Here is a 22,158-nt window from a genome sequence, read left to right on the forward strand (position 1 = left end):
TTCCATTTTAGTCAGTCCTGTCATCATTGGTATTCTGAATGGGTGAGGGACACCTTATCACATGGACCAACTCTCGAACCCTCTTAGGTGGATTGTGCACCCTCAGTAGTAAGCCCTACTGCGTAGTGAATTAAATTGCTTACTGCGTTTTCATCACAATTCATCACGGTTCCGCATTCATAACAACGGTACGTATGATGATCGTGATAGATGGCATCACCTTGCAATGTCATTTTATCTGCTCCTGTTTTAACATGACCGCAATGTGAGCATCTTTGTGTACTCGGGTAATAACGATCTGCCACAACGAAGCGATTACCTTTCCATTCACTTTTGTAGTGGATCATGTCTCTAAATTCACGAAACATGGAACGGTGAATGTTCTTCGCTAGACGCTTATTCATCCTCATCCGATTGACATCCAAGTCTTCAATACAGATCGTGTGGAAATCCGCGCTTAATTGATGGACAAACTTCTTTAAAAGATCTTCTTGAATCCGGGCAATTCTTTGGTACGATCGTTTAAGTTTGGTTCTCACTTTACGATAGTTAGTACTTCTGAACTGATTCGGATTCGAGACTCTTTTTCGAGCGAGAAGTCTTTGGTAATGCGTGATGCGTTCATATAATTTAATTAAATGATCAGGTAAAGTGCTGATCATTTTGCCATCATTGTAATTAAAGTACCCTATATTTACATCAACGCCTGCAACAGCTTTACCTTCGCTTAACTCATTGTCGTTCGTGTCGATACTGAGACATGCGTATAAACCATCTGCTTCTTTGACAAGTGTAGCCATCTTTATTTGTCCTTCGAATCGTGGTGATTCTGCCATCTTAATGCCATACCATAAGACATTTATACCGCGAGGCTTATCAAGTATTAACTTGCCGTTCTTAATCTTCGCTCGATCCGTAGTAAATGATTTCTTGCTCAACTTCTTTGACTTGAATTTCGGCTGGTCATGGTGAGGCATTTGTGGATTAAAAAAGTTCTTCCAAGCCTTGCTTAATGATGCTACGGATTGTTGCAAGACTCTGGCGGATAATCCAAACTGCCAATCTTCTTTGTGTACGACTAATTCATTTCGCACAGCGTACTCATTAGGCTTTTTATTATTTTCTTTGTCAAATAAATGTAATTCATACAGAGTGTTCCATGTTTCAAGAGCCAAGTTCCAACAATATCTATGGTAGTTGAACAATTGGTCAAGTTGACGCTTCATGGTTGCGTTAGGGTATAGTTTGATTTTATGTGTTTTGATCACCTTCCTTCAGCTCCATTAGTGAAGATTTTAATCATTTTCTATTTTTTCTTGTACTTGCGTCGTCCGTATATCCGATAAAAGGGTATAGGCACTTCCTTTATAAGGTGTATGCAATGTACCGTATTAGTTAATATTTACCAATGAATGAGTCAGCGTTTAGTTTCTTCTTAAATTTAGCCTGTCCATACATTACACGCATTATCGACAAACAAGCCTTATTCCATTTCTTCAAGCAATTCCTTCACATAATTCGGCAGCGCGAAGGAACCGACATGAATTTTATCATTATAGTATTTGGTCCTCATGCCGCGCGCTTTCCAAGCAGCTGCGTTAAAATCATCGACCGGATGGTATTTCTTTGATGCGAATCCGAACAGCCAGTGACCGGACGGATAGGTCGGAATATGCGCCTGATAGACTCTGCTGATTGGAAACGAGTCAATGATCCGCTTATGAGCGCGCTGCATCGCCACGGCGTCGACCGGATAGAATGGGCTCTCATGCTGATTAACCATAGCCCCGGTGTCCGTCAGTGCCTTGTAGCAATTTCCATAAAACTCTTTTGTGAACAGCCCCTCACCGGGACCGAATGGGTCGGTCGAATCCACAATGATCAGATCATATTCATCCTGCTTTGAGCGAACAAATTTAAGACCGTCAGCATAATGAATCGTCACCCGCGGATCATCCAGCTTACCGGCAGTCTGCGGCAGGTATTTTTTGCATGCTTCAATGACCTGGGCGTCGATTTCCACTAGATCAATTTGCTCAATTTCCGGATAGCGCACGAGTTCGCGGATCGCTCCGCCATCGCCGCCGCCAATGACAAGCACTTTTTTAACATTCGGCAGAACAGCCATCGGCACATGGACGATCATTTCATGATAGATAAACTCATCCTTCTCCGTCAGCATCATGTAACCGTCAAGTGTCAAAAAACGACCGAACTCCAATGAGTCGAATAGATCGATGCGCTGAAACTCACTTTGTCCGCTATAGACCTGACGATCAACCTTTATAGAAAAAGTTACGTTTTCCGTGTGCTTTTCTGTAAACCACAATTCCAATCCGATCACTCCTTCACGGTCTGTATTCGGTTCACCAGGCTGTCCTGAGTACCGGTCAGGAAGCAGCCTTTTTCCTTTGCATATTGAATATACTCGAGCACTTTAGCTGTCACTTTTTCACCAGGCGCGAGAATCGGAATGCCCGGCGGATAGCACATAACAAACTCGCCGCAAATGTGGCCGAGACTCTGGTCTAGCGGGGTCGGCTCGCTTTCCGCGTAAAAGGCTTCCTGCGGACCGAGCACCACTTGCGGCCGGATATACTCTTGACTAAGCATGCCTGCCCGATCCTTAGCGTAGCGCCGTTTGATTTCAGACAGCGCCGAAACAAGACGCTCCAAGTCAAGAATCCGGTCGCCAATTGAGATGTAGGCAAGAATGTTACCTATGTCGCCGAACTCAATTTGAATGTCGTACTCATCACGTAAGAGATCATACACTTCAATGCCCGCAAGCCCGACATCGAGTGTCAGTACCGACAACTTTGTGCGGTCGAAATCGTAAACCGAATCACCATTAATCAGTTCACGTGAATAGGCGTAGTAGCCTCCGATCTGATTAATCTCGGTGCGTGCATATTCAGCCATTTTGGCGACTTTATCAAAAATAGCCTTGCCTCTTAGCGCGAGATTTCTCCGTGAAATATCCAGAGAAGAAATCAACAGATACGAACCGCTTGTTGTCTGTGTCAGATTAATGATTTGGCGCACGTAGCCTTCGCTTAATCCGTTGACAAGAAGCAGCGAGCTCTGTGTCAGAGAGCCGCCTGACTTGTGCATGCTGACTGCGGCCATGTCCGCGCCCACCGACATTGCGGAAGCCGGAAGCCCTTCACCAAAATAGAAGTGGGTGCCATGTGCTTCATCGGCGAGCACAAGCATATGATGTTGATGCGCAAGCTCAGTAATCGCCTTCAAATTGGAGCAAACCCCGTAGTAAGTCGGATTATTGACCAACACGGCCTTCGCATCCGGATTCTCCAGTATTGCCTGTTCCACATCGGCCACAGACATGCCAAGTGAGATTCCAAGTTCATGATTCACCCCAGGATTCACATAAACCGGAATAGCCCCGCTTAGAATCAATGCGTTGATGGCGCTCCTGTGCACGTTGCGCGGCATGATGATCTTCTCGCCGCGCTTGCACGCGCACATCACCATACTTTGAACCGCGGATGTCGTTCCATTAACCATGAAAAAAGCATGTTTGGCGCCGAACGCCTCAGCTGCGAGCTCCTCGGCCTCCTTGATCACGGACACTGGATGACAGAGATTATCGAGCGGCTTCATCGAGTTGACATCCACCGTCAGGCATTTCTCACCCAGAAATTCAGTCAGCTCTCGATTTCCTTTACCACGCTTGTGACCCGGCACATCAAAAGGAACGACTCGCATGGATTTATAACGATTCAGCGCCTCAAGCACCGGCGCATGTTCTTGCGATAAATGTGTCATATTCTCTGCTCCACTAATCAAATATATTTGCCCCACTAAAGATCTCAATCATTTCTTTACGGAGGTTATTGCTAATCTTTAGTCTCTCCTTTGGCGGTATCTCAAGCACATCCCGATTGAACAAATAATTCTGTAATTCCGGTTCTTTAATAAGCAGCTTGGTATGAAACAAGTTTGCCTGGTACACATTAATGTCCACGGCATCATACTTATCAAGCGTCTCATTATCAATATAGTTTTGGATTGAAGTCATCGGATGATCCATGAACAATTTCTTGCCGTCCATATCGCGAGTGAACCCGCGCACACGATAATCCGCCGTTATAATATCGGAGTCAAAACTGCCAATTAAGTAATTCAGTGTATTTAAAGGAGAAATTTCTCCGCAGGTCGCCACATCAATGTCGACGCGGAACGTCGCGATCGCGTTGCCGGGATGGAATTCCGGATACGTATGCACCGTCACATGGCTTTTATCCAGATGCCCGACTACGGTATCGGCATATTGGCCAAGATTGCATGAACGGTCGATTTTATCCTTGGGAAATTCCTGCTCCGCGATTAAAATAGTCACACTAGCGCCTTGGGGATCATAGTCCTGCTTGCTGATATTGAGGACATGGGCGCCGATCATTTCCGTCACTCGGCAGAGAATATGGGTCAGTCGCTCTGAATTGTACTGCTCGTCAATGTAAGTAATATAGTCTCGCTGCTCACGTTCACTTTTCGCATAGCACACATCATAAATGTTAAAGCTCAGCGACTTCGTGAGATTGTTAAAGCCGTACAATTTCAGCTTATTTTCCAACCCTATCCTCACAACCTTTCTCGGTTACTCATGATTATGACATCGCATTTTAATAATTAAGAGGAAAAAAAGTCCATGATTAGTACTAACGAAAGAACTCGATTCATTCGCTAGTGTCGGCAAAAATCCGATAAAAATTCTATTTTAATTATATAGACAAGTGCATTTAAGTCAAGTGCTTAAATCAAAATGTGAATCGTGTTTCTTCTATATATAGTGTAACAACTGAAGAATCACGAAATCAACGAAAAAAGCGGCAATCAGCCGCGGGAATAATTGTCTATTGTTAGAGAACTAAAGATTTGCTATTTAACTGCACAGCGAAGCATTTCTTCAAAAATCTTTGACCAATCTTTTGATTGCGCAAGCTCCTTACGTTTGCGAATCGCTTCCGGATCATCCTTAACCTTTTCTAAATGCTCACAGACCTGAATCAATTGCTGCGGTTCCGAACTTGTGAGGCACGCATATACGGAATCTTGTTCATATTTTTTCGTTGACGGTAAATGGATGCCAACCGCTGCTTTTCCCGCGGCAAGAAACTCAAATAATTTGAGTGGAAAGACCGCACTGTTATATGGAGACGATTTGTATGGCATCAGCCCAATAGATATGCGCCTCATATAATGCGGCACCTCATTCGGCGGCACAGCGCCAATCCAAATCACATTATCCCGTTCAAGCAAATGAGCGAATTCCGGATCACCTTGCGTTCCATCCGGCCCGACGAGCAGAATCTGCCATCCCGGTCTTCTCCCGGCCACTTCATTGAGCAGCGTGAAATCAAGCTTCGGTTTGAGTCCTCCAATATAGCCAAGAACAGTCTTCCCCGTATCACCCATGACTTGTTCAGCATCTTCCGAAAAAAGTTGATAGTCCACACCATTTTCGATTGTTCGGACACGGTCACGTTTTTCTGCGGGAAGGTTGCGCACCGTTTCCTTGTGCAGATAGTCAGAGGTGCAAAAAATTAAATCCGCCCGGTTCACAATTTGTCGTTCCGCCTGAGCGATCACCCGCCGTCTCAGCTTGGCGACAAAGGACATTCGTCCGCTGATTGGAGCCGCCCACAGATCACTGCGATCATACACGACATGATCCCATGGAAAGAGATCTTTCAGAATCGGGAAACCTGGGAATGTATACCATAAGCAGACATGATCATGATTGGCTAACGATTCAAGCACGCCCACAAATTCACTGAGTCGTCGTTTATGAAAAAGCGACAAGTATCGTCCGAATCGAAATACTTTTTGCGGGAGCACATCAGTCACTGCCCACTGTTCAATTTTACCGGCTTTGCCTACCCTCCGATTGGATAATGGACGTGGCGCGGGACAAAGCCAAAATACGCGCTGCGTTTCCGGACGCGACGCGAGAAATTCGGCAAGACGATGACGTCGATAACGCAAGCCGTCCTGTTTCCATGTTCCTGCGCCGATGACAACATGTATCGTCTTCAAAGCATTCGTTCCCTTCACGAGTTAAATACTGATAAAACGCTTAATGAACGCATTCGTCGCGTAGTTGACAAAATACCAGCATGACGCAAGGAGCGGTAAATGTTCAACGCGTCGGTATACAAACCATGTTTTCTTAGCCGCCTTCCATTTGTTCCCTGAGAGCGACTCTTTACCGCTGATTCGGTATTCAGCTAATGTCTCATTCAGCCCATAGGCAACGGTGCCTTTCTTCAGTAAGGACAGCCATGTCGCCAGATCCTGACGGGAGCGCAGATCAGGCATGCGAAAATCGCCGATCTGCTGTCGATCAATCATCACGGTCAGACAACCGACAATGGTATTCTTCAACATTCGTTTATAGGTCACACGGGACGGAGCGGCGATCAATTTATTCAGCAAATGTCCGTCGGCGTCCATTAACTCGTACCCCGTAAAGGTAAACGCGTAGTGATGCATTTCCATAAATCGTAATTGTTCGTCAATCTTTTTCGTTTTCCAGCAGTCATCGCTGTCAAGGAAAGCAATGTAACGGCCCTGAGCGAGTTCAAGCGCTCTATTTCTTGCGAATGCCGCACCACGATTCTCCCGCAAAAATAATAGTTTTATGCGGCTGTCTTTCTTCGCAGCCTCTTGCAGCAATTCGCGCGTCCGATCCGTCGACGCGTCGTCAATAATAATCAGTTCCCAATGCGGATATGTCTGTTCACGCACAGAACGGATTGTTTTCTCAATCGTCTTCTCCGAACAAAAGGTTGGTGTAATAATGGAAACCAGTGCTTGTTCAATCGCCATGGTATTGCCGCCTCCTGCCTTATTCCTTTCTACGCACAAACTCCGGCAAAGCGGCGCCGATCACACTAAATGTGACGCCGATCATAAAGCCGAGCGCCGCTCTTTTTTTGGAGGAGAGCGCCGATACACGTGTACCGCTTCCCTTTTGAGCTGGCTCGAGCAGTTGAGCCGGTTTCATGTTCGCTTTTTCTAACTGAAGTTTGTAAAGAAAGCGTGCGCGTTCGACCGCTTCACTTTCTGAGATATTTTCCTTTTTCACACGTTCAATAGCCTGATCAATAATCTTATCCTTCTGATTAAATCGTGTCTGATCTTCAGTGAGAAACGCATGCGTCACCGCATTGACACCATCCATCGCGTCATCCGCATCTTTTCCTCGGTAACGAATCTGAATCAAATGATTGGACAGGTCGCTGATAGTCACTTGACTTAATAGAGCCTGTTGCCGCTCATTCCACAGTTCCTGCAAATGCTTTTCAAAAAATGGAGCATTCAAAAGAATAATGGCTACTTGATTGGGATCGTTATACTCATCCTTCATATAGGAACCCAATTGAATCGTTGTTTGTGCCTCGAACGAAGAAGGCATTTTGCCTATCGGAACCAGCCATCCGGTAATTCCAAGAAGAATAGGCAACGCAATCACAATCCATAAATGCTTTCTTAATCGCTCTGCCACATGGTTAAACACACTCATTAATTACGACTCTCCTGACTGTTTCGATTGATGAAGAACGGACACCGTGCAGATCACAAAGCCAAGAAAAACCCAGTGAAAATACAGGTTACTGACCGAGCTCGGACTGATGCTGGAAATCAAGAACGCGATCTGAGCCGTGAGACATGTCTCCACAAGCAACCGAGTTTTTCTGCCTGCATGTATTGAATACACCTTCATTAATGAACTAAAAAGAGCAAGATACATGGCGAGATAACCCGCGCCTATAAGAAAACCGAAATTACCCGTTATCTCTGCCAGCCAATTATGCACTTCGAAAATAGAATCCGTGTTCAGAATCGGACGGTTCTCAAGGTAAACGGCAAGATTGCCGGAACCTACCCCCATGCCAAACGATTCTGTTAAATAATGCCAACTGCTTTGCAGTAAATGCACTCGGACTGAATTAGATGCCGGATTTTCATTCACCACATAGCCTGCCGTAAAGCTCCAAAAGCTCTGCCATTTTTCAAGCAGTTTTCCAAATAATACGAGCAACCCGCCGCCTGCTGCGATAAAACCCATCCACAGCACTGCCTTCTTTCTCTTTTCCGGAATCATTAAAAAGAGGTAGAGAGCGCTGCCGGCCGCAACACCGAGCAAGCTGGCGCGTGATTCGGTCAAGTAAATCAGCCAAAACGCTAATGCCGCAAGGACAAAGCAAAAGAAGCGAAACAATCGATTCCGATAATTTCTGCCCGCCGCTAAATAAAAAAAGAATGAGATCGCAAGCAGTGTCGCGAAATCATTTTGATTCGTAAACACAGCAGTCGGATAGGCCTGTTTATACTCCGGTCCCCCAAATAATGTCGACGTCGGCAACTGAATGCGCGCAAAATGATTGACCAGTCCGATCACGATCAGCGCTGTGCTCATCAGCAGCCAAATGCTATGAAACGCGATCATTTGCCGGACACGGGTGAATGTAAAGACAGCCAAAAAGATAAATAAAAGGCCAATTCCCAGTAGAAGCAGATATTTAACCCCCTCTACAACCGACCAAGACCAAAGTAGAGAAGTCCCGGCGTAAGCGAGCCAAAAGAGAAGGAAAAAGAGTGTTCCCTTTACCTGCATTGACTTCCACTGCACGTAGAAGCCGCCGATCTTCCCCGCATGTGCCAAAAAAACAACAGTACTGCCAATCAAAAGCAGCCGATAAACAAAAAGCGTGAAAAAACCAGTGGAAATACTGAGCAGCGCTTGATTTAAAAAAGTCGACGCAATCAGCAGATACATCATACTTAAGAGCAGGATTTTACGCGTTGCATGTTCTTTTAAATAAAGAAGAGCAATGACTAAGAAAATGGTCCATGCCATGGTCAGAAGCATCTGAATCCACACATTTTCAATCCAATAAATACCAATAAGGGCTGCGAGCAACGCCGTGATAATCGTCATTGATACAATGACCGCTCGACTCGCGCCTGAATGGTTTTTTCCATAAACTGATGAAGTTGCCGTCATTGTCCGCCTCCACGTTCTCGAGATTAGACAGCGGCCCGCTTTTTGCGCTTCAATGAACGCTGTGTCATTCGGAGCCCGTCTGCTAAAGTGACTTTGGGTTCCCAATTCAGAAGTTCTTTTGCGCGCTGATTGGAGAGAACGCTGTGCCTGATGTCCCCGTTTCGTTTTGGTCCATAATACACATCAAGATCTGAGCCTGATACTTCCTTCATCACTTGGAAAAGGTCCTTGATGCTGATTGCCGTTTGCGACGATATGTTGACGCGCAGGCTTTCTTTTACAGAAAGAGCAGCGACTACAGCCGAGGCAACATCTTTTACGAAAATAAAATCTCGTGTTTGATCTCCGTCACCATAAATCATCGGCGGTGTGCCTTTTTGAATTCGATCTGAAAAGATCGACACGACGCCGCCTTCTCCGTCTGCATCCTGACGCGGTCCGTAGACATTGCTGAAACGCAGAATACCGTAGGAAAGCTGATAAAATTTTTCAAACATCTGCAAGTAATGCTCAACTGTCAATTTTGTTAATCCATAGGGGGATTCGGGATTCGTCGGATGCTGTGTGGTCACTGGAATCTCAAGTGGATTGCCGTAGACAGCTGCCGATGATGAAAAGACAATCTTCTTTACATTCGCCAGTCGTGCACCGTTCATCACGTTCAGCGACCCAGTCACGTTCGTGCGTTCGTCGAAAAGCGGATCGGCGACCGAATTTGAGACACTGATCTGCGCCGCCAAGTGAACGATATAATTCGGATGAATCGCTTGAATCACGTTAATAACCGCCGGATCGGCGACATCGCAAATATATAAGTCAACAGGCAGATCGGCGATATTGTCCCGATGACCTGTTGAAAAGTTGTCCATGACAGCGACCGCGTAACCTTGTCTCAGCAATGCTTCAACAACATGAGAACCAATAAATCCGGCTCCGCCGGTAACCAGTACTTTTTCCATGGAAATACCTCCTGATATTCATCGTTCGTGACGTGTTTTATCGGGCGCCGTCGCCGGTCACCAATACCTTGGCCGTGCGCAGCAAAATGTTCCACTCAAGCGCGGGCGATAAGTTACGCACATACGCTAAGTCATAAACTAATTTTTCCTTTGGTGATAAATCATAACCGCCGCTGACCTGCGCAAGTCCCGTCAATCCCGGTTTCACGAGCAGCCTTTTTTTAAACCCGGGAATCTCGTGATCAAATTTTTCTGTGAACATTGGCCGCTCAGGTCTTGGACCAATCAGCGACATGTCCCCTTTGATAACGGAAAAGAATTGAGGCAGCTCATCAATACGCGTCTTGCGAATGAACCGACCGACTCGAGTTACGCGCGGATCATGTGCTTCCGCCCATTTCGCGCCTGCACGCTCGGCATCCTTGCGCATCGAACGGAGCTTGATCAACCGAAACGTTTTTCCACCTTTTCCGACACGTTCCTGAGCATAAAAGGGCGACCCTGGTGTCTCTAAGACAATCAGTAGTGAAAAAACAAAAACAATTGGCGCGGTAATCACCAAACCCAGAAATCCGAAGATCAGGTCAAAACCCCTCTTGATCAGAAGATACGTTTTTACGCCCTCAGGGAGAACGACGCTTGGCGGTGTCATCATCGAATAACCGCTATAAACCCCTATTTCTTTTTCCGCCTTCACATGAAACACCTCTCCAGTTCATCGATTACTTGCTCTTCAGAACTTGTTTCAATTATAGAGAACGTTTATGTAGCAATTGTGGTGGTTTATTAAAGGTTGTGTAAATATGTCCCTCGACTTTTCAGAAATGATCACAAAGTGAGCCAATCTCCATCGCTAAGAAGAAATGGAAGAAGAATCATTTGTCCGCCGCGCCGCGCGCCATTTTCTGTAAATCGATAGGATCGAACCACTCTGAATGAGAATGACTAGTAAAAGCATGCCCAAATTTGCCAAAAGCATGAATGGGAAATGAGAAGTATTGAGAATTCCCGCCGCTAGAAGCACGAGCATCACCGCATAATGTGTTGTTAATGGAAATCCGCTCCAGTTTTTCGCTGAGAAATAGCTTCTGCTCCAAAAAAACAGGACATAAGAAACTCCGGTTGCGAGCCCCGCACCAATTGCGCCAAAACGCGGAACAACAAGACTGTTAATGATCAGGCACGGGAGCAGTGAACATAGACTGACCCAGATATTCAGATAACTTTTACGGGAAAAAACGATGCCGAGCGTTGTGGTTTCACTGACTGTATATAAAACCGGCTGCAGGCAAAGCAAGCCAAGCAGTCCCGCCGCAGGCACGTATTGCGGAGATAAAAGCAGCATCAATTGATCTTTAAAAAGAATGACGCCGAAATAGAGAAGCGACATGAAAAGAAGTACGCCTTCGCTGACCGCGCGAAACAAGCGGATGGACTGCCCCTCGCTATGCCAACGATAAGCCGTAGGGACCCAAAAGCTGGTAAAACTGGATTGGACAACAGCGAGAACGGCCGCAACCTTAAGCGCCGCCGTGAACATGCCGATATCATAGAAACTGCCCCACACCCTCAGCGCGAGCCTTCCCGCGGAATTGAGCAAGGTGGAGGCCGATGCGGCGACAACAAGCGGCAGACCAAAAACCAGCATGCGGCGCAGCAATACCCGGTCAAAGTGAAAGGCGCGAATTTTAAAATAGGCACGGCAACGAATGAGCAGAAACGCGTCGCCAATAATTTGACCTGCTGCAGCCGAATAAACAACTGCGAGAAAATCCGTTCGGATCATCAGAACGAAAAGTAAAGTTGCGGCTAAAACCGTCAGTTTAATAAAAATTGTAAATAAAGAATAAGCGAGCGCTTTTTCTTCCATGCGAATCGACAGCAGAATAAAACGCTCAAAGGTGATAAAGATCAGCGAAACACCCAGTAAAAGCGAAGCCGTAGACTGATCACGCGCTCCAAAAAGGAAATGAGAGGTCGCGCCAAGATTAAAAGCAATCATGCCTAATAAAAATAAGGCGAACAGGAGCGGCAGCAGCAGCGCGTGCAAAAAAAGTGCTTCCCGGTCCTTCACCTCATTAAATTCTCTGGTATAGGCTTGATCGATGCCCAGATATTGAACAGTGGACAACATGGTTAGCGTGAGTGCAAACATGCTCGCCTTGCCGTATTCGGCCGGCGACACAAAATGCGTCGTCACCGGAATCGTGATAAAAGCGATCAGCGCGCCACCGGCAGGGCCAATTGAAAAAGCAAGCAGTCGTTTAATAAATGCTTTCATTTTGCCCTCTTTTCATTGAAGAGCTTAATCAGCTCCGCATTTAACTTTTGACTGTTAAATTCCGTCTTAATCGTTTGACGCGCGTTCTGCGTGATCCGGCTCCATTTCTCAGGTGAACGAATAAGCCGCTCCAATACATCCGCAAGTGCATCTGAATTTTTCTCGGTAACGAGACAACCGTTCTCTCCGTCGTGGATGAGCTCGGGAATGCCGCTGTGTACTGTTGAGACAACGATTTTCCTCATCGCCATCGCTTCCATCAATTGCACCGGTATCCCTTCCATATCTCCGTCACTCGCAGTGATGCTCGGAGCAAGCACAATCTGCGCATCCGTCATCAGTTCAATCCATTCGTTTTGCGTTTTCCATCCAAGCAGACGAATTTGCCGCGTCAGCTTATTTTTTTCAATTTGCTTTTGAAGCTTGTCCTTCAAGGGACCGTCACCCGCGATATAATAACGGATGGCGTACCCCTTCGTAATTAATTGACCGACAGCTTCGATGCCATATTCCAATCCTTTCTTCTCAACCAAACGGGCCGCTGAAACGAGGATCACCGGTTTCGTCAGCTGTGCAGGATGACTGCCAAAGCGAAGCAAATCAATCCCCATGTGGTGCACGATGACTCGGGACGAATCCGCGCCGAGTTCAATACACCGTCTGCGCCAGAAATCACTGATTGGCAAAATGAGTGAGGGCGAACGGAATAAATCTTGATACGCATTCCTCCCCTTTTGCTTTACATAGCGCAACATGTCATAGCCATGAAAAAAGGTGAACAGTTTTCCGTTAAGCAAACCCATCTCGATGCATTTCTGCGCAAGCAGTCCGTTCGGCCCGAAATGCGCCGTAATAATCGCACGATCCGTCAAATCTACTTGATTGAGCGTACGCACGAGCAGAATCAAGTTCGGCAATTTGCACAGATCCTTGAATGATACCGCTCCTTTGTACTGTCGATTAAAGATACGGGTAACCATGTGCGCGCATAGTGCTCGGCCGAACGCCAAACCCTTCTTACATCGATTCTCCGAATGCGCCGCATCGCCATAATAAACGACATGTTTGAGCAGATCATAATTCAGGACATCCGGATGAACTTTTGATCCTCCATCACTTTTCTTGGCGAGAATCGTCACCTCATGTCCGGCATCAATCAACCCCGTGATTTGACTTACTATGAACGTCTGAGAGAGCTTTGGAAACTCTCCGACAAGAAACAGAATCTTCATCCGACTTCTCCATCAACTTATGACATTCGGCGCGCCGCATTACCTGCTGATTTCAGGAACCACATCCGGTCGGCCGATGGAATAATACTCGATAGTCGCCTTGCGTGCCACAGGAATTGGGTAACAATTCCGTCCGTCGAACACGATCGGCGTGCGCATGAGCCGGACATAGGTCTCCGGATTCATGCGCTTAATATCCGGCCAATCGGTAATGATCACCGCGCAGTCCGCACCACTCAATGCTTCTGCGACATTTTTTGTATAAGCCACCGGTTCACTGATCCATTTTGCGCCTTGATTTGCAGCGATTGGATCATAGCAGACGACATCCGCGCCGAGTTCAACCAGTTTCGGTATCATAACAAGCGCCGGTGACTCGCGAAGATCATCAGTGTTCGGTTTGAATGCGAGACCAAGCACAGCGATCCGTTTGCCATGGAGAGAGCCGAATCGCGCCACCATTTTTTCGATCAAGAGGCATTGTTGATGATTGTTGACCTCAATGACTGACTTCAGCAAATTGAAGTCGTGGTGATGATTGCCCGCAAGCTGCACCAACGCATTGGTATCCTTGGGAAAACAAGAGCCGCCGTAGCCGATGCCCGCCTTTAAAAATGCGTTTCCAATGCGGTGGTCGAGTCCCATCCCCTTGGAGACTTCCTCAACATCCGCGCCTAATTTCTCACAAAGATTTGCAATCTCGTTAATAAAACTTATTTTTGTCGCAAGAAACGCATTCGAGGCGTATTTGATCATCTCGCTGCTGAACAAATCCGTTTTCACTACCGGAATGCCAAACGGCGCATTGATTTCTTCCAACACACGGGCAGTTTCATAATCTTCAGTCCCAATAATAATTCGGTCCCCATGGAATGTATCGTGAATCGCCGAACCTTCTCTAAGAAATTCCGGGTTAGAAGCAATTTTAATCGAAACACCGGGACGCGTACGCTGCATCATCAACCGCTTTATTCGTTGATTCGTTCCAACCGGAACCGTGCTTTTAATGACTACAATTACCGATTTTTGTATATGCTCCGCGACATCCAGCGCCGCCTGTTCTACATACTGCAAATTCGCCGAACCATCTGCGCGCTGAGGGGTTCCGACCGCAAGATAAACAGCTTCCGCACCTTCCAGACCCGCGCGATGCTGATCAGTAAAGCGCAAGCGATTGCGTTGCTGATTTTTCAGCATCATCTCGCCAAGTCCTGGTTCATATATTGTTGGAATTCCTTGATTGAGTTCCTCGATTTTTCGTGGATCAACATCAATACATGTGACTGTATGACCAATTTCAGAAAGTGCAACACCCGTCACCAATCCAACATACCCTGTACCTATGACTGCGATCTTCATATGTGTCCCCTCACATTCTGCCTCTTTAATTACTAAAATATCCTTGAATTATGGAAATCATGCATTGGTTCTCATTATGACTTTCACACGTAAAGAGAATATTAAGGAAACACTTAGATTCAGTTAAGTTTTCATCACCGGATGGCGCTCGGAATTTTTTTGTTTTTGTTAGACTCCTCTTGCAGAAAATGACGAAGAGCTTTAATCGTTTCGTTTCCTTTCAAAAAAAAAGCCGCTTTCTCATGTTCGAGAAAACGGGCTTTACTGTTCAATAAACTCTCCATATTTGAGCATCCTGAAATAATAACCGAAGTCGCTGCTTTGGCCGAATAAATTTGTTCTGCGAAAACGGACGCGCGCGTCATCTTCAGGAAGCTCGTTATAACGGACGATTTCTAGATTATGACTCAGTGAAAAGGCATTAACCGCATCCCGGATGGAGACAGCCTCAACGATTTTCTTCGGCAGCCGAAAAGTGATCGGAATCGTAAGCTTGCCATCATATTCTTCATAGATCGCGTATCGGTTGCTCATCATTATCCTCCCGTGACTGTTCGTTTTCCTATCGTTCCCTAATAGGTGTTTCCTATGTCTTTACTCATCCTGCGCTAATAGATCCAAAACATACGCACCGGATGATGTATTCAAAGGAAAATCAGCATTAATAGCATGGTTTCGCAAATGAATCAGCCGCGTTCCCGCTTCACTGATCAGTTCATAGTCATGTGTAATCACCAAAAAGATTCTGCCTTTCTCCGCCTCTCTTTTTAGACACTCCGCGACCTGTTTCAGATTCTTCCAATCAAGACCGGATGTCGGTTCATCAAGAATGATCACGGAAGCGTTACTCATCAATGCGACAGCGAGCGTTACACGCTGCTTTTCACCACCGGACAATGTAGACGGATGCCGATCCCGAAGCGCCCACAGTTCAAGATCGCGCAGAATTCGCTCCGCTTTTCGGTCCAGCTCCTTGACGCGTCGAACACCTACGAACAGTTCCTCCCACACACTCTCGCCAAATAATTGGTAATCTGCCTCCTGCATGACGTACCAGATTAAACGGCTTCTTTTCCTGCGCGAGGCGCGCTCGCCATCAACAGAAATCATTCCTTCACCATTCTTGGAGAGACCGCAAAGGACACGTGCCAGGCTCGTCTTTCCGATTCCATTCGCTCCGGTCAGCATCACGATCTCACCGGAGCGAATGGAAAGATCAAGATCGCGTAAAAGCGGGTCAGCACCGCCCCACCCGTTAACCGTCAGATGACCCAGTGTCAGAATGTGCCCGCCGTGTTGCTCCTCCAATCGAAACGCGCGTGTAGCCCAGTTTAGATTGGTGTGGCGAAGCCCTAATCCTGCGAGCTGTTCCGATGACAGATTTGCCAGCTCGTCTCTCGAATAACTGCGCACCGCCCGGCCGTCGTTCACATACACCATACGATCCAATAGGCCCATCAAATAGTGCAGACGATGTTCTGCCAGTACAATTGTGTGCCCTTCCGCTTTCCATCTCATTAGCAGTGCAGTCAATTCCGCTGTCGCTGTCGCATTCAAATTTGCAGAGGGTTCATCAAGCACGTATATTTTCTGCCGCGCGACGCGAACAGAAGCGATCGCTACCTTCTGCTTTTCCCCGCTGGATAACGTCATAATCCGATGATCCAGCAGGGGGATCAACCCTTGTTCCTCTGCCGCCTGTTGAATACGTTTTTCGATTTGTCGCGGTTCCATTCCGAAATTTTCGCAATAAAAAGCGAGTTCGTCCTTTACCACCGATGCAAAAAATTGGCTGCGCGGATCCTGGAACACACTGCCCACAAGCTCTGAGCGATCCCACGAATGCATCTTTTCAATCGGAGCATGGTCTATTTCAGCTCCTCCGTCCACCGTCAATGCGTCGTCCATATAAATCAATCCGTTAATCAGGCGAATCACCGTTGATTTGCCGCCGCCACTTGGACCGGAGAGCACGACCAGTTCACCAGGCGCAACGGTTAGTGAGAAATTGCTCAGAATAGGCGCGCCTTGATACGTACGTACAGCAACATTTTTTAACTCAATCATGATGTAACCTGCTCTTTCATTAACAATAATCAGCTATCTTGCCAGCAGCAGTGCCGCTGCGAGCACAAACAACAGAAAAAGGATCAGATAATCGGCGAGCCGAAATTTGATCACATGCAGCGACGTGCGCCTCTGCGGTGCCTCCGCGCCTCGCGTCACCGCAGACGCCGTCAACTCATCGGAAATTTTCAGCAAGCGCGTCATGAGCGGAACGAGGACATACTCAAAGGCACGCCATGGATGTATCCACCCGGTTCTGCTGAAGAAAGAAACATCTCTTTGCGCCATAACCTCATGAATGGCACGGATTTCCATTCCGGCAATGGGGATAAAGCGCAGGCTGACAGCAAAAGCAATGCTAATGGTTTTTGGAACTCTCCAATAAGCAAGCGCCGCCATAAGCTGACCGGTAGGAGTCCGTGCAAGTACTTCTCCGGCAAGTAACGCCGGAAGAAAACAGACGATAAAATAGGAAATAAATGCCATACTCACAAAAACGATGTTGCGTGTCTCAGAGGCAAGATAATCAAATAAAAAATAGAACAGAAGTACCAATAAATAAAAGAACAGTGACCGGCGTGATCCATTAAGAATCGCGTAACCGGCCATGACCGCAACAAGAAGCAGCAATTGGTCAACGCTTGATCCGAAGATGAGAAAGCCGGTGACCAGCACAACCATGACTTTAGTTCGCGGATCAAGTGCTATCCGTTTAGTCATTAATCCGCAGAATTCCCGACTTGACAAAATGCTTGCGTAACAGCTTCGCGCCGACATAGGTTCCGATAACAGATCCGGCGAATGTCAAGATGAAAAGAAGTGTAAGCGTAATCGGATTAAAATAAATAGCCATCATTTTGCTGATTTGTTCTGACGTATACCCATGAACACCCTGAGGATTATAGTTGCCGATAATCCACAGAATCGCCGCAGGATGAAGTGACTTAAAACTCAGAAAGGCGCTGCAAGCAAGCCCTGCTCGAAACACATTACGATATCCTTTTCCCCTTGGTATCATCATCACTTCGCCAATCAGTCCGACCAATGCGTAGAAAAGCAGCATATGCGGCAGCCCGGCAAGTAAAAAGATTAATCCATACAAAATACTGTGTAAAAGAATAGTACCCCTTTTCGCCACTTTTAAGACCATCAGCAAAAAAAGCGGTGCCGTCAAAAATGAAATAATCGCACCAGATACGAGTGTTGCCGCTCCGGCAGTCATAAAGCTCAAGACACCCAGTACTTTTGAAAGCGCGCTGCCGATCATCATGATTGCGGCAGTGAAGATCGCGATGGTCACAACATCGCGAACGCTCAAAAATCTTTTTTTCATAATGAACCCTCTCAATTCCATTCATCTGATTTTCTTTAATGTTTTGTTCTGTACATCATAAACAGTGTCGGTCATGTTCAGCGCGGACTGCCGATGAGAGACCAAAATCATTGTCTTCCCATCGAATTCCTCACGCAGTACACGTAAAATAATTCGTTCATTTAATCGGTCCACATTCGAGCAATAATAAGTAAAATTAGCACAAAAAAGGCAGCCAGTTCAAACAAAAGTGTCGCCTGCCCGATCAGAATGGTGCGCAGAGTAAACGCCACAAGCAGCAAACTCGCGATATAAAAAACGGTGCTTAAATAACTGTTCAGCACACTGACGAACAGCCATTTTCTCGCACCTTTTGTCATACTGAACAGTCTCTTGTTGATCAAAACGACCAACCACCCTTCCGTTCATCCGCAATCCCATATCCTTATCCGAAGCCTGACGGATCATAGGCACGGTCCGAAATATCTTAATCTATCCTCTACTATACATGATTCACCCATTGTTATAAATGAAAATATATCTCAATTGGCATTCGTATAATGGATTAAAATTCGCTTCATTCCCCCTGTATGAAAAATATCAACGAATGGAAGACTAGATAATGAACATTGGGCTGAAAGGTACAGGTTAACCTGTCAATGAATAATTTGATTAAAAAATTTATTGGATTTTCGATGGGACCGGTCATTGGTGCGCTGATCTCATTCATTACCATTCCCGTGACCACCTATTATATTTATCCTGCCGAATACGGAAAAGCGAGCATGTTCTTACTCTTCCAGACGATCATCGGCACATTTCTCTTTCTCGGCATAGACCAAGCCTACACACGCGAATACCATGATGCGCGGGACAAAACGAGCCTTCTGCAAAACGCAATGCTTCTTCCAATAGCTTTGGCGCTGCTCGTGCTGCTTGCCACGATGCTTTTTCCCCAGCCCCTGTCCCAACTCCTTTTCGGGCATAGAAATTCTATAATTCCGACCATTCTCTTTGGCGTGATGACTTTATTCATGGTCTTAGAACGGTTCCTGATGCTCTATGTACGCATGCAGGAAAAAGCATTCGAGTACTCCATGCTGACGATTATGGTCAAAACCGCCGTCCTCATTTTGACTTTGATTTTCATTTTTTTCATTCGTCGTGATTTCCTGACCGTCGTTTACGCCACGGTATTAGGTCAAATACTCGGAGATGTATGGCTCTTTTGGCGCTACCGGGAGCTGCTCAAATTGAATGGATTTGCCATTGATCATGCTCTATTAAAAACGTTAGTCAGATTCGGCCTGCCGATTGTCGTTGCCACGTCGCTTTCCAGTTTTCTTGGAGGACTGGATCGACTCGCGCTTCGACTCTGGAGTGACTTTGATCAGATCGGCATTTTTTCAGCAACTTTAAAAATCGCCGCTGTTCTCTCTGTTGTTCAAGCAGGCTTTACCAGCTTCTGGGTACCCACCGCCTACCGATGGCACTCAGAGAATCGACCAATCGCTTATTTCAAGATTGTCAGTGAGACAATCTTGCTGGGGATGTCACTGCTTGCCGCTGGTATTTTTCTCTTTAAAAGCGCCATCATTTATATTCTATCGGAGAATTACAGCGGCGCGCAATATCTGGTCGGTTTTCTTTGTCTGCAGCCTCTTATTTACACCGTGAGTGAGACAACCTGTCTTGGAATTGTCTTTTCCAAAAAAAGTTATTTGAACATTTGGGTGGGAATCTCTGCACTGATCCCAGCCGTCATTCTCGATATTCTGCTTGTTCCGCCGCTCGGTGCGGCGGGTGCAGCCATTTCCACCGCAGTCGCATTTTTGTTCTTTTTCGGCGTACGCACCTTTTTTTCAGAAAAGTACTGGATTAAGTTCTCGGTAGCCAAGCATTACATGGTTTTCTTTTTTCTGCTTGCCGGCGCATTTCTGAATCTCTTCGCGTTTCCCGGAATCACTCTAGTCAACAGCGCGCTTTTGCTGCTGATCATCACCATTCAGCACAGCACCATTCGCAAGCTATGGACGATTTGGAAACGGCACAGGTATTCTGAGGAGGAACATCAATGAGAATCGCAATTATTTGCACGGAAAAACGGCCGGTGCCCGCCGTACAGGGTGGCGCAGTGGAAACGTTGGTTGATATGCTGATCAAGGATAACGAACAACGTCCCCAAGTTGAATTTGACGTGTATTCTGTAGAAAATCCATCCGCCAAATATTGCAGTGTGGATTTTCAACACACTCATTTTATTTATATCAGTACGAAGGACCCGTTCAAGTATTTACGTAATTTTATGGGTCGACTATTCTCAAAATGCCACATATCGTTTTATTCTCACGCGTTCTTAACTCGAACGATTCGCGAGCTGAAAAATAAAAAATATGATTGGATCATTATCGAAAATCGCCCGCGCTTTATCAAACAGTTGCGCAGGCAACTTGGTCCCTATACAAAAATCGCTTTGCATTTGCATAATGATTCGCTTAATCGGAATTGTTTTTACGCGCGTTCAGTCATTCATATGTGCGACCGTGTGCTCTCGGTCAGCAGCTATATCAATAAACGTGTGCAAACAGCCGCACCTGAGCACGACAAACGGAAAGCGCGTGTGCTCTACAACCGAATTGACACTGCATTGTTCCGTCCATCCTATGATACCCGCTCCTCAAACAGGCTCCGTGAACAGTGTGGTATACCGGAAAATCGGCAAGTGGTGCTCTATTATGGCCGACTGAACGTTGGAAAAGGCGTGCTGGAACTGATAAAAGCCTTTGCGCGTTCACGACTGGTCAAGCCGTCACTTTATTTAGTGCTGCTTGGCAGCTATCCCTATAAAAAGGATCAAAAGAAAATTCAACCAGCTCTCGATTTACTTCCAACTGATTCCTATTCGCTTATGGATTATATCAACCATAACGAATTGCCGGCGTATCTCTCCATCGCCGACATGATCGCGCTCCCTTCGCTTTGCAATGAGGCATTTGGTTTAACGATCGCCGAATCGATGCTCCTCGGGAAAACCGTTATTACAACCAATGCCGGGGCAATTCCTGAACTGATTGGCACCGGGACAGGGGTTGTGGTCCGAACGGGAACGAACATCGGCGCGCGTCTGACCGATGCCCTGCTGCGCTGCGCAACTCATCCGGAATTACGGAGTCGGCTCGGTGCAAACGCCCGAAAAGCCGCATTGCGTCGGTTTCGAGCCGACGGCTACCTAAAAGAATTGCTGGAAAAGCTGAACTAAGGCTTGATTCAGAACGTTTAAGGAGCTGAGATTGCGCAGTAAAGACGGAGTATGCAGTACTTTCTTTGCGACTTTTGGTGATTCGTTACGACTTTGAAATCATCGGTTACAACTTTCGATGATTTTGTTACAGGTCTGGGAATTCGTTACGACTTTCAATGATTTTGTTACAGCTTTGAGTTCATTGGTTAGTACTTTTTGTCGGTTTGTTACGAGTTGGGAATCAGTCTAACTTTTCGAGCGTTCGGTCTAACTTTTTATGGATTTGCTCTAACTTTTCCTCAGTTCGGTTTAACTCCAAGGATCCGGTTCAACTTTCTAAGGTCTCGGCCTAACTTTTTCTCTATTCGGTCTAACCTCCAGTTGATTCGGTCTAACTTTCGCGCCGTTCGGTCTAACCTCATATTGATTCCCTTGCTGCGCTTCCCCGTCTACTGCGGAGTGATCCATTTCTTTGATCATCGGTAATTAAAGACTTTTCTTGTTAGTAACTCTCTTGGTGATAGATAAGCGACACATCTTCATTAGAATTAGGCGTCTTCGAAACCTTATTGAGCGTTTCACCTTTTTGCGAATGCCGCATTTGTTTCTTTTACAAGCAAAAAAGCACCGAACCCAATTGCCTGGATTGTCGGTGCTTTTTTACAAATAGTAG

The 22,158-nt window shown here is 46.3% G+C and carries 20 protein-coding genes; 2 read left to right on the forward strand and 18 right to left on the reverse strand.

What is annotated here, in order from left to right:
• Nucleotides 1–83: 83 nt before the first annotated feature.
• From ABWW58_RS14875 to ABWW58_RS14960, 18 genes are all read right to left on the reverse strand, one after another.
• Nucleotides 84–1,268 (reverse strand): RNA-guided endonuclease InsQ/TnpB family protein, encoded by a 1,185-nt coding sequence (locus tag ABWW58_RS14875; protein ID WP_353869856.1) that lies wholly within the window; start codon nt 1,266–1,268, stop codon nt 84–86.
• Nucleotides 1,269–1,483: 215 nt separating this feature from the next.
• A complete protein-coding gene (speE, locus tag ABWW58_RS14880) occupies nt 1,484–2,335 on the reverse strand; it encodes a polyamine aminopropyltransferase (protein WP_353869857.1) in 852 nt (283 codons plus the stop codon).
• Between the two features lie 5 nt (nt 2,336–2,340).
• Nucleotides 2,341–3,789 carry an aminotransferase class I/II-fold pyridoxal phosphate-dependent enzyme gene (locus ABWW58_RS14885; RefSeq protein WP_353869858.1) on the reverse strand — a complete coding sequence of 483 codons (1,449 nt, stop codon included), beginning with the start codon at nt 3,787–3,789 and terminating at the stop codon, nt 2,341–2,343.
• Nucleotides 3,790–3,802: 13 nt separating this feature from the next.
• Entirely contained in the window at nt 3,803–4,597 is a 795-nt protein-coding gene (gene speD / locus ABWW58_RS14890) for an adenosylmethionine decarboxylase (RefSeq protein ID WP_218143241.1), read from the reverse strand.
• 305 nt (nt 4,598–4,902) lie between these two features.
• Complete coding sequence (tuaH, locus tag ABWW58_RS14895; RefSeq protein WP_353869859.1) at nt 4,903–6,060, reverse strand: teichuronic acid biosynthesis protein TuaH; 1,158 nt, start codon at nt 6,058–6,060, stop codon at nt 4,903–4,905.
• A gap of 21 nt (nt 6,061–6,081) precedes the next feature.
• Nucleotides 6,082–6,852, reverse strand: coding sequence for a teichuronic acid biosynthesis protein TuaG (tuaG, locus tag ABWW58_RS14900; RefSeq protein ID WP_353869860.1), 771 nt, complete (start codon nt 6,850–6,852; stop codon nt 6,082–6,084).
• A gap of 19 nt (nt 6,853–6,871) precedes the next feature.
• Nucleotides 6,872–7,549, reverse strand: coding sequence for a YveK family protein (locus tag ABWW58_RS14905; protein ID WP_353869861.1), 678 nt, complete (start codon nt 7,547–7,549; stop codon nt 6,872–6,874).
• 3 nt (nt 7,550–7,552) lie between these two features.
• On the reverse strand, nt 7,553–9,034 hold the full coding sequence (gene tuaE / locus ABWW58_RS14910) for a teichuronic acid biosynthesis protein TuaE (protein ID WP_353869862.1): 1,482 nt from the start codon (nt 9,032–9,034) through the stop codon (nt 7,553–7,555).
• Between the two features lie 23 nt (nt 9,035–9,057).
• The gene (locus tag ABWW58_RS14915; protein WP_353869863.1) at nt 9,058–9,993 is read right to left on the reverse strand and encodes an NAD-dependent epimerase/dehydratase family protein; all 936 of its coding nucleotides are present in this window, start codon (nt 9,991–9,993) and stop codon (nt 9,058–9,060) included.
• A 37-nt stretch (nt 9,994–10,030) separates the two neighbouring features.
• The gene (locus ABWW58_RS14920) at nt 10,031–10,648 is read right to left on the reverse strand and encodes a sugar transferase (protein ID WP_445783446.1); all 618 of its coding nucleotides are present in this window, start codon (nt 10,646–10,648) and stop codon (nt 10,031–10,033) included.
• A gap of 198 nt (nt 10,649–10,846) precedes the next feature.
• Nucleotides 10,847–12,274 carry a lipopolysaccharide biosynthesis protein gene (locus ABWW58_RS14925; protein WP_353869865.1) on the reverse strand — a complete coding sequence of 476 codons (1,428 nt, stop codon included), beginning with the start codon at nt 12,272–12,274 and terminating at the stop codon, nt 10,847–10,849.
• On the reverse strand, nt 12,271–13,506 hold the full coding sequence (locus ABWW58_RS14930) for a glycosyltransferase (RefSeq protein WP_353869866.1): 1,236 nt from the start codon (nt 13,504–13,506) through the stop codon (nt 12,271–12,273). The genes ABWW58_RS14925 and ABWW58_RS14930 overlap by 4 nt, the downstream gene beginning before the upstream one ends.
• A gap of 39 nt (nt 13,507–13,545) precedes the next feature.
• Nucleotides 13,546–14,865 (reverse strand): UDP-glucose dehydrogenase family protein, encoded by a 1,320-nt coding sequence (locus ABWW58_RS14935; protein WP_353869867.1) that lies wholly within the window; start codon nt 14,863–14,865, stop codon nt 13,546–13,548.
• Nucleotides 14,866–15,126: 261 nt separating this feature from the next.
• A complete protein-coding gene (locus ABWW58_RS14940; RefSeq protein ID WP_353869868.1) occupies nt 15,127–15,399 on the reverse strand; it encodes a hypothetical protein in 273 nt (90 codons plus the stop codon).
• A 60-nt stretch (nt 15,400–15,459) separates the two neighbouring features.
• Nucleotides 15,460–16,932 carry an ABC transporter ATP-binding protein gene (locus ABWW58_RS14945; protein WP_353869869.1) on the reverse strand — a complete coding sequence of 491 codons (1,473 nt, stop codon included), beginning with the start codon at nt 16,930–16,932 and terminating at the stop codon, nt 15,460–15,462.
• Nucleotides 16,933–16,965: 33 nt separating this feature from the next.
• Nucleotides 16,966–17,652 (reverse strand): energy-coupling factor transporter transmembrane component T, encoded by a 687-nt coding sequence (locus tag ABWW58_RS14950; RefSeq protein ID WP_353869870.1) that lies wholly within the window; start codon nt 17,650–17,652, stop codon nt 16,966–16,968.
• Nucleotides 17,645–18,265 (reverse strand): MptD family putative ECF transporter S component, encoded by a 621-nt coding sequence (locus ABWW58_RS14955; RefSeq protein ID WP_353869871.1) that lies wholly within the window; start codon nt 18,263–18,265, stop codon nt 17,645–17,647. The genes ABWW58_RS14950 and ABWW58_RS14955 overlap by 8 nt, the downstream gene beginning before the upstream one ends.
• Before the next feature lie 161 nt (nt 18,266–18,426).
• A complete protein-coding gene (locus tag ABWW58_RS14960) occupies nt 18,427–18,648 on the reverse strand; it encodes a hypothetical protein (protein ID WP_353869872.1) in 222 nt (73 codons plus the stop codon).
• A 255-nt stretch (nt 18,649–18,903) separates the two neighbouring features.
• Here ABWW58_RS14960 and ABWW58_RS14965 point away from each other — a divergent pair, with 255 nt between their 5' ends.
• Both ABWW58_RS14965 and ABWW58_RS14970 read left to right on the forward strand, forming a co-directional pair.
• Nucleotides 18,904–20,322 (forward strand): lipopolysaccharide biosynthesis protein, encoded by a 1,419-nt coding sequence (locus ABWW58_RS14965; protein WP_353869873.1) that lies wholly within the window; start codon nt 18,904–18,906, stop codon nt 20,320–20,322.
• Entirely contained in the window at nt 20,319–21,503 is a 1,185-nt protein-coding gene (locus ABWW58_RS14970; RefSeq protein ID WP_353869874.1) for a glycosyltransferase family 4 protein, read from the forward strand. The genes ABWW58_RS14965 and ABWW58_RS14970 overlap by 4 nt, the downstream gene beginning before the upstream one ends.
• Nucleotides 21,504–22,158: the final 655 nt, after the last annotated feature.

This window comes from Sporolactobacillus caesalpiniae, assembly GCF_040513385.1.
Taxonomy (GTDB): Bacteria; Bacillota; Bacilli; order Bacillales; family Sporolactobacillaceae; genus Sporolactobacillus.

What these genes read in the sequence shown, in the direction of transcription:
- tuaE (WP_353869862.1), bottom strand. Translation starts at nt 9,034, where the DNA reads ATGACGGCAACTTCATCAGTTTATGGAAAAAACCATTCAGGCGCGAGT.
- ABWW58_RS14905 (WP_353869861.1), bottom strand. Translation starts at nt 7,549, where the DNA reads ATGAGTGTGTTTAACCATGTGGCAGAGCGATTAAGAAAGCATTTATGG.
- ABWW58_RS14925 (WP_353869865.1), bottom strand. Translation starts at nt 12,274, where the DNA reads ATGAAAGCATTTATTAAACGACTGCTTGCTTTTTCAATTGGCCCTGCC.
- ABWW58_RS14940 (WP_353869868.1), bottom strand. Translation starts at nt 15,399, where the DNA reads ATGAGCAACCGATACGCGATCTATGAAGAATATGATGGCAAGCTTACG.
- tuaG (WP_353869860.1), bottom strand. Translation starts at nt 6,852, where the DNA reads ATGGCGATTGAACAAGCACTGGTTTCCATTATTACACCAACCTTTTGT.
- ABWW58_RS14965 (WP_353869873.1), top strand. Translation starts at nt 18,904, where the DNA reads ATGAATAATTTGATTAAAAAATTTATTGGATTTTCGATGGGACCGGTC.
- ABWW58_RS14915 (WP_353869863.1), bottom strand. Translation starts at nt 9,993, where the DNA reads ATGGAAAAAGTACTGGTTACCGGCGGAGCCGGATTTATTGGTTCTCAT.
- ABWW58_RS14955 (WP_353869871.1), bottom strand. Translation starts at nt 18,265, where the DNA reads ATGAAAAAAAGATTTTTGAGCGTTCGCGATGTTGTGACCATCGCGATC.
- ABWW58_RS14950 (WP_353869870.1), bottom strand. Translation starts at nt 17,652, where the DNA reads ATGACTAAACGGATAGCACTTGATCCGCGAACTAAAGTCATGGTTGTG.
- ABWW58_RS14930 (WP_353869866.1), bottom strand. Translation starts at nt 13,506, where the DNA reads ATGAAGATTCTGTTTCTTGTCGGAGAGTTTCCAAAGCTCTCTCAGACG.
- ABWW58_RS14970 (WP_353869874.1), top strand. Translation starts at nt 20,319, where the DNA reads ATGAGAATCGCAATTATTTGCACGGAAAAACGGCCGGTGCCCGCCGTA.
- ABWW58_RS14945 (WP_353869869.1), bottom strand. Translation starts at nt 16,932, where the DNA reads ATGATTGAGTTAAAAAATGTTGCTGTACGTACGTATCAAGGCGCGCCT.
- ABWW58_RS14920 (WP_445783446.1), bottom strand. Translation starts at nt 10,648, where the DNA reads ATGATGACACCGCCAAGCGTCGTTCTCCCTGAGGGCGTAAAAACGTAT.
- ABWW58_RS14885 (WP_353869858.1), bottom strand. Translation starts at nt 3,789, where the DNA reads ATGACACATTTATCGCAAGAACATGCGCCGGTGCTTGAGGCGCTGAAT.
- ABWW58_RS14935 (WP_353869867.1), bottom strand. Translation starts at nt 14,865, where the DNA reads ATGAAGATCGCAGTCATAGGTACAGGGTATGTTGGATTGGTGACGGGT.